This is a genomic window from Microbulbifer sp. NBRC 101763 (assembly GCF_040371615.1).
GTDB classification, from domain to species: domain Bacteria; phylum Pseudomonadota; class Gammaproteobacteria; order Pseudomonadales; family Cellvibrionaceae; genus Microbulbifer; species Microbulbifer variabilis.
On sequence record NZ_BAABQV010000012.1, the window covers coordinates 20862 to 29597 of the forward strand.

9 protein-coding genes are annotated in these 8736 nt (G+C 49.2%); all 9 read right to left on the reverse strand.

Translation table 11 applies throughout. The features are described from left to right. Positions 1-162 precede the first annotated feature (162 nt). Positions 163-1212 carry an endonuclease/exonuclease/phosphatase family protein gene (locus ABWV76_RS21335; protein ID WP_353377196.1) on the reverse strand — a complete coding sequence of 350 codons (1050 nt, stop codon included), beginning with the start codon at positions 1210-1212 and terminating at the stop codon, positions 163-165. Positions 1213-1381: 169 nt separating this feature from the next. Then, positions 1382-1738, reverse strand: a complete 357-nt coding sequence (locus ABWV76_RS21340) for a hypothetical protein (protein WP_353377197.1) — start codon at positions 1736-1738, stop codon at positions 1382-1384. Positions 1739-1842: 104 nt separating this feature from the next. After that, complete coding sequence (locus ABWV76_RS21345; RefSeq protein ID WP_353377198.1) at positions 1843-2160, reverse strand: hypothetical protein; 318 nt, start codon at positions 2158-2160, stop codon at positions 1843-1845. A 210-nt stretch (positions 2161-2370) separates the two neighbouring features. Then, complete coding sequence (locus tag ABWV76_RS21350; RefSeq protein ID WP_353377199.1) at positions 2371-2670, reverse strand: head-tail joining protein; 300 nt, start codon at positions 2668-2670, stop codon at positions 2371-2373. Positions 2671-2677: 7 nt separating this feature from the next. Continuing rightward, positions 2678-3049, reverse strand: coding sequence for a capsid cement protein (locus tag ABWV76_RS21355; RefSeq protein WP_353377200.1), 372 nt, complete (start codon positions 3047-3049; stop codon positions 2678-2680). Between the two features lie 100 nt (positions 3050-3149). After that, a complete protein-coding gene (locus ABWV76_RS21360) occupies positions 3150-5273 on the reverse strand; it encodes a ClpP-like prohead protease/major capsid protein fusion protein (protein WP_353377201.1) in 2124 nt (707 codons plus the stop codon). Between the two features lie 3 nt (positions 5274-5276). After that, positions 5277-6767 (reverse strand): phage portal protein, encoded by a 1491-nt coding sequence (locus tag ABWV76_RS21365; RefSeq protein ID WP_353377202.1) that lies wholly within the window; start codon positions 6765-6767, stop codon positions 5277-5279. Continuing rightward, positions 6764-6982 (reverse strand): DUF6148 family protein, encoded by a 219-nt coding sequence (locus tag ABWV76_RS21370; protein WP_353377203.1) that lies wholly within the window; start codon positions 6980-6982, stop codon positions 6764-6766. Before ABWV76_RS21370 ends, ABWV76_RS21365 begins: the two co-directional genes overlap by 4 nt. Next, positions 6983-8736, reverse strand: a 1754-nt coding sequence (locus ABWV76_RS21375) for a terminase gpA endonuclease subunit (RefSeq protein WP_353377204.1), incomplete at its 5' end; no start/stop codon positions are given. It abuts the gene before it with no gap.

The window sequence follows — 8736 nt, forward strand, 5'->3', positions numbered from 1 at the left end:
TCTCATTCAACTATCCAGCAATTATCAACATTAAAACTAATCAATTCAACTATGACAACAAGAAACAACAACCAGCAACATGATATGACTCCCCCTTTACTCTAGTCTCATTGGATCGAAAGCTTACTTCTAGTATTTCTATTTATACCCACCAATAAAAAGCTAGGGCCAGTAAAACTCAGCATATATTAACTTATGATCCGGAAAACATTCCCCATCAATACATAAAGCATCTTTCGCCCCTGCAGACATAACAGGAATCGGATGTTTATTTAAGGCTCCAGCAGGCAATACTTTTTGTTTAATTTGACCACCAGGCGAATAGTAAAAAATATAGTCTATCTTATGACTATCTTTCAAAGTATTTCCGCCACCAACGGAATCTTTTATCTTGTTTTGGTATGTCTTGTTTATTGGTTGTGTGGCCTCGATCGTTCCTTCGAAGTGCTTTTCAAATAAATCTATCAATTGATCATAGTATTCTGTGCGGAATGTAATGTTAAAATCTCCAGCAAATATTATTGGTCTTGGCGTCTCTCGATAAACATCCTTCATCCCAACCAACATTTCCTCTACATCTTCGACTGCAAGATTCCTTGCCACCTTATCATGAGTTGCATGAATATTTACAAACCAAAGTTGCTTTCCTGGCTCAACTTCCAATAAAGTAGCAATATACCCTCGCCGTGACTTACCTTCTATCGCTCTAAACTTCTCATACTTAGTTTCAATAATATTAGGCCGTGTTACAATTGCATTCCCATTATATACCCCTGCTGCCGCTCCGTGGGATTGAGAGTTGGCGAAACCCTCTCCACCATCCATTGGCACCAAACCCAAAAATCGATTTTCGACTCCCGGTGAAAAATACTCATCAACCTCCTGAGTCAATGAAAATTTATCACCGCATGCCCTCTTAGTTTTGTTGTCCATCTCCTGGAAAGCAATAATAAAATTTTCACTCTTTACCACCTCTTCACTCAAATAACTTAAATATGCTTCAAACCTCCCTTTATACTTATAGTAATCATCCGCACAACTTAACTTAAAGGGATTTTCCGGCTTCTCATCTACATTTAAGTCGTAAAATGAAGTAAACCCAGACCATACATTATGGCTCACCACTTTAAAACTTGCCGCTTGGAGACTAACTGCCGATAAAGACAGGATAATAAGCACAAACGGAAACAACAGACTTTGTATTTTTCTCACTATAAGCACTCAACTAATAAATCCACAACCAACATATAAACCATTAAGCCTTAATCTGCCATTCAAATATCTCACTCCTAGAACGCCAACGATAAACAGACATTCAACCACTACAAAGCCTACTTGCTAGGTTCGTCGTGCGATACAGGTGACAATTTAATTGACAGCATTACTCCCAAATACTAACCCACTCAATTTCATGAGCGTCGGAGGCGATACCGCTAGACTCTTTTACATTTACACTTACCTTCTTTCCTGAAGCCTGCGCAGTTAGCAGAGTAGACAAAATACTTGCGTAAGATGGCTCTGAGTTTTTAAGATATGCATATTTAACACCAACACAATCTCCTTGGTAATTTACGTGAATACGCATTGTGTTCGCGTAAGCACTACCATTATCACGATTCGCTTGTACAGTGATACCTTTAACATCAATATACCCACACTCTAAATATGCATGCGATTGCACAGAGAATGCAGAAAGAGCTACCACACCGGAAACAACAAGTAAATTTTTATTTAACATAAAAAGAACACCTCACTTCATAAAATCTTGAAAGATATATTCTTTCACACTACCAAAAACAAATACATACAAATGCATACATTAAGCTGTCGCGACCTACAGCATTATGACTTTACAATTATTCCCGTAACTACAGGAAACTCACCTTCAAAACAACCATTTACATTTAAATCTATTTCCTTATTTGCCATCATTGCCGCCAATGCCATACTAATTATTTTTTCATGCCCATGATTTGACTCATCTAGCCTTTTGTACTTTGTTGGCTGCGCTCCAGGACACTGAGACGCATCATCATTCTCAACGGTTATATAGCCATAATCTGTATACCAGCGAACATCGACAATTTTAGTATTGTATATCCAAGCGGCAGATGCCTGACCATGGAAAATTATAAGAATAAAAAATATTACGTATTTCATAACTCACACTCAAAAGAAGATAACGACATGCCCCCAGAAACCTCGTTACATTTATCAACCTTAAATCTATCCTCTTCCCCTTAGATAAACTAAAAAAACGGTCGATACACTCTGATAGACAGGAAGAAAATTGAATGTAAATCGGTTTCAGTACAGCTCTGCCATTCTCTCAGCCTCGCCTCTAATTATAAAGTCGCTACAAAACGCACCTCATAAATCAGCTACCAACACCCGCCAAACAACCCCATCATCCGACTGCCGTTTGCGCACCCTATATTCCACGCCGCCAAGGGTAATCACCGCTGCTGAGTTGTAAGCCCCTACTTCGCTCACCAACAAACTCAACTCGATACGCGGCACCCGCACCCGCTCCTCATCTTCGAACTCGTCAATCTCTTGGTCTTTAATCACCCGGCAAGCAGTTGGCTCAGCACCGCTACCGTCTGAATAGGTAGCGGGCTTGCCCCATTTGCGAAACGCGCGTTCTGCGGCTCTCTGGTTGAGGTCCATAGATCACCTATGCCTTCACCGTGCCCGGTACGCCGGTAAACTTCACCGCTAAGCTGGTAACGCCATTACCGGCTACCTCTGCGGCAAAGGCGGTAGGGCCGGTGATATCGCCAGTGGCTGCGGTGGCTGCATTGCTATCGAATGAGCTGGAGGCAACCACCCAGGTGAGGGCTTCCCCCTGACCAATCACTGCGGCGGATACCTTGGGCACGGTGAATACGCCATCAATACCAATCACACCGGACTCACCCACGGCGATATCATCCATCGCGACACCCAGTACTGCGCCTACTACTATCACCTGGCCAGAGGTAATTACCGCACTGGTGCTATTGGTGTAATCCAGCATGCGCCCGTCTTGCACAAAATTAGTAGCCATTGTCTTTCTCTCGATTGGGTTAAAACTGTTTCAATAAAAAAGGCCGCGATATGCGGCCCTTTTCGGATTCTTTAAGGTTTGGTTCGGTTTGAGCTGGGTATTAGGTCTTGGGCGTTTTCACCATGCCTTTTGCATCCCAGGCTTTGGCTGCAGCGTCGAGACGCACTTTGAATTCCACCCCGTCGATATTCCAACCATTTTGCTGTTCCAGTACTGGGGCTTGCTGGCCGTCCAGGTAAAGCACTTCGATGGTGTCGTGCGCTACCGGGTCGGCATTGAGGTACCAACCATTGTGCCCGCTGAGGCGACCATCGGAGATCACGCTGGCAATATTGCGCACGCTATTGGGCACGGTGTTGGATTTCTCGGATGCACCCACTTCAAATTCAGACTCCAGTGCTACCTTTGCGGCACCCTCGTCGGCGATATCACACAGCAGGAATTTGGGGCGAATATTTAGGAAAGCGGTACCGTCCTTCTGTTTGCCCATCAATACCCGCGCGGCATCGATGCTGGCTGTATTGATGCCTGCCTTAGTAGCTAGATTGCCATGATCGGTATGGAATAAGGCCTTGCCATCGGCCATTTGTGGATTATTGATCAGGATACTGAACACCAGATCCCCCACTGTGCGAATAGCAGCAAGACCCATCTTTTGCGGGATACGGGTGAAGGCCCCCAGGTCGTCATTGATAATCGCCTGGCGAGTAATGGAGAAGAGCTCCCCGTAAGTAGCCAACGCGGCAGTTTCGGCGCGCTCTCCAATACTCACGTATTTAAATTCTGCCCCGGGTGCCACTTGGCGCAGTGAGGGGAAGGTACCAAGATCCGTGCGAGTGGCTATCTTGAAATCGCTTAAGTTTCCAGTGGCGGTAAACTGCGGAAACACCTCTGCCGCTTCAGAGTAACCCTTCAGCATCGATTTATTGGCGATATTACCCAGGACCGTGGCGAAGTCACCAGAGCTATGAGTAAAGGCTGCAGCCACCACGCCCATTTTATCCAGCCCTGCTAGATTCTGTCCGTGGGCGTGCATAAACATGCGGGCAATTTCCAGCATGGTATAGCCGGCCAGACTGTTACCTTCGGTGCGTTTTTCGCCAAAGGCACGTATGGCAATGGCATTCTCAGCATCCGCCTTAATGCGCTTGATACCCTCGCCCTCCTGCACCACTACGCTGTAGCTTTGCACTGGGGTTGGGGTCTGGTTGCCCAGGGCTGTGAGCAGCTGGTCTTTGGCTTTTTCAGCGGTGCAGTCCATATCATTGAGACATTCCTGCATAACAACACTGTGCGCTTCGAAGCCTTTAAATACGGCTTTGATGGTGTCTTTGCGCTTTTGCTCATCTGCTGCAAATTGCGCTCTGGCATCGGCGGCAATCTGCGCTTTCATTTCTGGGGTAACCTCGGTCGCAGCGGTTGCAGCTGGCGTAGTGGAGGTGGTTGTAGTCATGGCTTGCGCCTCCTTGGTCTGGTGTGGGTTGTCTGCAACCGCAGACTGAGTAGATGAATTATTGGAAGCTGAAATATATTTTGTGATAGCAGCGGTAAGTTCAGAGGAATCCCCTGAACCATTTACCAATATGCTGTGGGTTACTTCCGTAGCGTTTTGAGTGCGAATAGGTTCAGGCGTATTTTTGAAAGCCGATACCAAGGATTTGCTAGCGCAGGCCTGCATCTCTATTGCTTCGGTGGTGTCACTGGCAAAACCTGCAGCTACCGCTTCCTCGCCGATATACCAAGTCTCCTCATCCATTAATGGTAAGAGCTGTTCAGTATCTAACCCGGTTGCATCAGAATATTCACGGGCCATCACATCGCGTACTCTGGCCAGTAAATCGCGGGCCTTTTCCATAGCCCGATAATCTCCCGACGCACTACGGGCTGGGTTATGGATCATGAAGTAGCCGTTTGCGGCAATGTGCCTTTTTTCAGGTTTTGCTGTGAGGAACAGAATGGTTGCCATGCTTGCACAGAGCCCATCAATCCAGCATTCAATTTCGGCTGGATGTTCCTTCAGTAAGGTATACATAGCAGTACCGTCATACACGCTACCACCGGGCGAATTGAAACGTAGATTAATCTTGCTAATGTTGCCCAGTGCGCGTAGATCCCTAGCAAATACACTTGCAGGGATTCCCCAGGCTCCGATCTCGTCATAAATAAAAACTTCAGCTACGCCATTGGCCTGGGCCTTCATGTCGTACCAGGATTGATCAGGCATAAGTCACTCCTTCTCGGATTCAGTTTCTTGCACGGGGACCGCAGCGCGTTTGCTTGGGGTGGTGATACCGTTCTCTTCCAGCTTTCTCTGCCAGGCCGCGGTTTGCTTGATCACGTCGTCTGGCTTTTTGCCCCGGCGACGAATGGTCTGCTGTGGGCTGACCAGTACATTTTCCAGCAGGGTTTCATCCGCACTGGCTTCGTGGGCAGGGTTAATCCAGGGCATCACCGGGGTAATAAAATCGACGTGTATCAGGGTTGCTGGGTCCACATCAGCGGGTACTTGAAAGGCGTCTGCCAGTAAACCCATCTGTACCCAGCGCCGGGTGGCCGGCTCCACAATCTCCTCACAGAATTCCAAGCTGAGGGTTTCGTAATTGGCCCACTGCTCTACCAGCTCCTGACGCTGTGCGCTGTATGTGCCGTTGTAGTTTTTACTGATGCTGCTAAAGCTGGCCATGGTGCCGGCGGCAGCCATGCGGTGCATGGTTTCTAAAAATGGGGTTAGCAGACCACTGGGGCGATTGCTCTGGATAGTGCCGACAGATTCCCCTGGGCGAAGATCGTCATAGATGGCACCGGCACGTATATCGAGAATGCGCTTTCCTTCACTATCCCAAGCATCATCATGCTCATAAGTATCAGGGCTACCCTTCTGGATAAAGCCCACCATGGCCGAGGCAATCTTGGCGGCAACGCGCTCGTTTTCTTCATAGTCTTTAATATCGTTGAGGCGATTCATTACCGCGGCAAAGATGGAAACTCCACGAGTCTGGTGCAGCCTGCGCACAAATTTCAGGTGCTCGATATTTTCCGCACTGTGGCGCCTGCGCTTCATACGCCAATTCAATGAGGCACCGGGGTGCTCGTCGTAGAGCCAGAATGCCTTGGCTTCCCCCCAGGCGGATTTCTCAATGCCCTGCACAATGCGTTTGCTGGGATCGTTGTAATCCACCGGCAAAAAATCCGGTTCCAGGCATTCGATGGTGTAAGGCACCTGGGTGCGATGCTTTAAGCCGGGCACCGTGCCCTGTAAGTGTCGCAGCAGGGTTTCGCCATCGCGCAGCCAGGTATTACACAGTAAGCGCTGAGATTTACCCCAGCTGAATTGCCGGGTGCATTCCGGGCGCCGCGCCCATTCCTTGTGGGCCTCATTCATTTGGCTGGCAAGACCTTCATGTATATCGCCATCCCAGGTTTTGGGCTGGAACTCCACATCGATACCGCGAGGGCCGACGATGTTGTTCACCAGGGTGGTGAGGATGCCAAAGGCAAAATCGTGATTTTGCTCCAGGTGCCGGGCTTGTCCGCGCAGAGTTTCCACACTGCCTTCAATCACTAAATCCCCACTGCGGTTATCACCGGGGTTTTTCCGCAGGTGACTGGGTCGCGCGGCCTCATAGGCGGCGGCGATCTCCAGGGCACGGCGAGCTTGCACGCGACGCAAAGCGGCCTCGGGTGCAAAGAATCCGATAACAGAATCCAGTTTGTTCATGAGTAAAAGTTCGCGTAGGCGGGTCCGCGGCGTTTGCCGGCAGCCTTGAGTTGTTCTTGCAGTGCGCGGCGCTCCCACTCCTGCCGACCAGCGCGGATGTCCTGCAGGTTCTCTGCGGTAAATTGGCGGCCGTTAATCACCGTGGTTTTACCGGCGAGCACGTCTATCTCGGCCTCGATATAGAGGTCGACCATGGCTTGTGCGGTTTTTGACATTTAACTATCCAGTAGGGAACCCACCGGCTGAGCTGGCCGGGCTGTATTTTTCGGGGCTGTTTTGGGTTGATCCGGTGATTGATCGGGTTCACTAAACAAGGTGCGCTGACCCAATTGTGATTCGATGGTGGACCATTTTTTCTCGGTATATTTGTGCATACCTTTGGCGTGGGCTGCGTGCAGGGCATAGACCTCGGTATCTGTGCCTTCGTTGGGCCTACCGGGGCGCGGCTGCCAAGTTTCTCTGCCTTTATGCTTTTTACTGGGCGCTTTAACTTCGGCGGTTACCTGCTCCCAATAATCCTGGCGTACATGCTTACAGCTGTGCATATAAGCACTGGTGCCGAGCAAACGCTTGGCGATCAGGTCTTTAGCCTTGTGTGTGCCGACCATATAAACCTTTACGCCATAGCGGTCTGCCTTGGTTCGGCGTTTAGGGTTTTTAAAATCTACCTGTTTGGGCTGGGTGAATATTTCTTTGGTGCCGAAGTCATTACTGTCTCCTTTAATGGCCATCACCAGTACACCGCGGTGCTTTTTATCGCGGGTTCTTACCCAGTGATACACCGCGTTGCTGGTGCCACCGTCAGAGGAGTCGATACTTACCGCTGATGCGCGAATTTCTCCAAAGCGCTCATGCTCAAAACTCTGGAAAACCAGCTTATCCAGGGCTGACCAGCAATCATCTTGTTTATCGGCGGTATCACCGTCGATCTCGCCCCAGAACATTTGCCACGATTCTTCATTGCGGCCATAGGCGCGAATAGTGATCGCTAGCCGATTGTGCTGCACATCAATGCCAACCAATACCAGCAGGCCACCCGCAGGGCAAACTAGCTCTGGGTAATCCTCTGCAGCTTTTTGAAGTTCTTCATGGTCAAGTAATCGACTAGCTGCGTACTGGTAGGGCCTGCCCAGTTTGTTGTTTTGAAAAACAATACGCGCGGATTCATCGCCGCTTTTGGCTTCATGCTCCGCTTCGAGAAAATCCCGCACCACATCAGCAAGGCTTGTGCCGGGGATACACACATAAAGCTCCGATAGTTCCATAAAGGTTTCTATCGGTTCTATTTCAACCTCTGCGAAATCCTCACCGCATTGGGTTTTGACCCAGCCGGCAAAGTCATCGCCATTTTCCTTCGCGGTTTTGCAGGTCTGCAGAATATTGGCCTGGCGGCGGTAATCATCCCACTCGCTCCCACATTCCGGGCAGCCATAGATGGCAGTATCAGGCTGGTGCAGACCGAATACCGGGTGCGGTATGCCGTCTTCTTTCTTCAGCCAAGTGACGTTTTCCCAATCCAGTACATGAGACTCATCGCAGTCATGGCAGGTAATCGGCAAGACGCGCATGGTGCCGAGTTTGGTGTAGTGCTCCACCTGAGAAAGATCGGCAACCGCTGGCGTGCCACCAATAATTAATTTCTTGTTGCGCATGCGCTTAAGGCGTTCACGGAGGTGGCGAATAGAGTCGCCCTGATCGCCAACGTCTTTGTTGGTATCGTCTGGCTCCTCCACATAGCCCCGGCGGGCCGTCGTGGATTTCACATTGGAAATCGAGTTGGAGCCAATGGTGCGCACTTCACCACCGGGGAATTTTTTGCGCGTCGAGCGGCTTCCACCTTTCCGGCTAGTGGTGACATCGATCACCCTATTAACTACTGGTGACCCTTCGATAATCGGCACCAGCTTTTCATCCATAAACAGCCGGCCTTTTTCATCCTTGGGAAATAGCATCAGGATGCGGGCCGGAT

Coding starts and splice junctions, on each gene's coding strand:
- ABWV76_RS21340 (WP_353377197.1), bottom strand. CDS start 1,738: ATGTTAAATAAAAATTTACTTGTTGTTTCCGGTGTGGTAGCTCTTTCT.
- ABWV76_RS21345 (WP_353377198.1), bottom strand. CDS start 2,160: ATGAAATACGTAATATTTTTTATTCTTATAATTTTCCATGGTCAGGCA.
- ABWV76_RS21350 (WP_353377199.1), bottom strand. CDS start 2,670: ATGGACCTCAACCAGAGAGCCGCAGAACGCGCGTTTCGCAAATGGGGC.
- ABWV76_RS21355 (WP_353377200.1), bottom strand. CDS start 3,049: ATGGCTACTAATTTTGTGCAAGACGGGCGCATGCTGGATTACACCAAT.
- ABWV76_RS21360 (WP_353377201.1), bottom strand. CDS start 5,273: ATGCCTGATCAATCCTGGTACGACATGAAGGCCCAGGCCAATGGCGTA.
- ABWV76_RS21365 (WP_353377202.1), bottom strand. CDS start 6,767: ATGAACAAACTGGATTCTGTTATCGGATTCTTTGCACCCGAGGCCGCT.
- ABWV76_RS21370 (WP_353377203.1), bottom strand. CDS start 6,982: ATGTCAAAAACCGCACAAGCCATGGTCGACCTCTATATCGAGGCCGAG.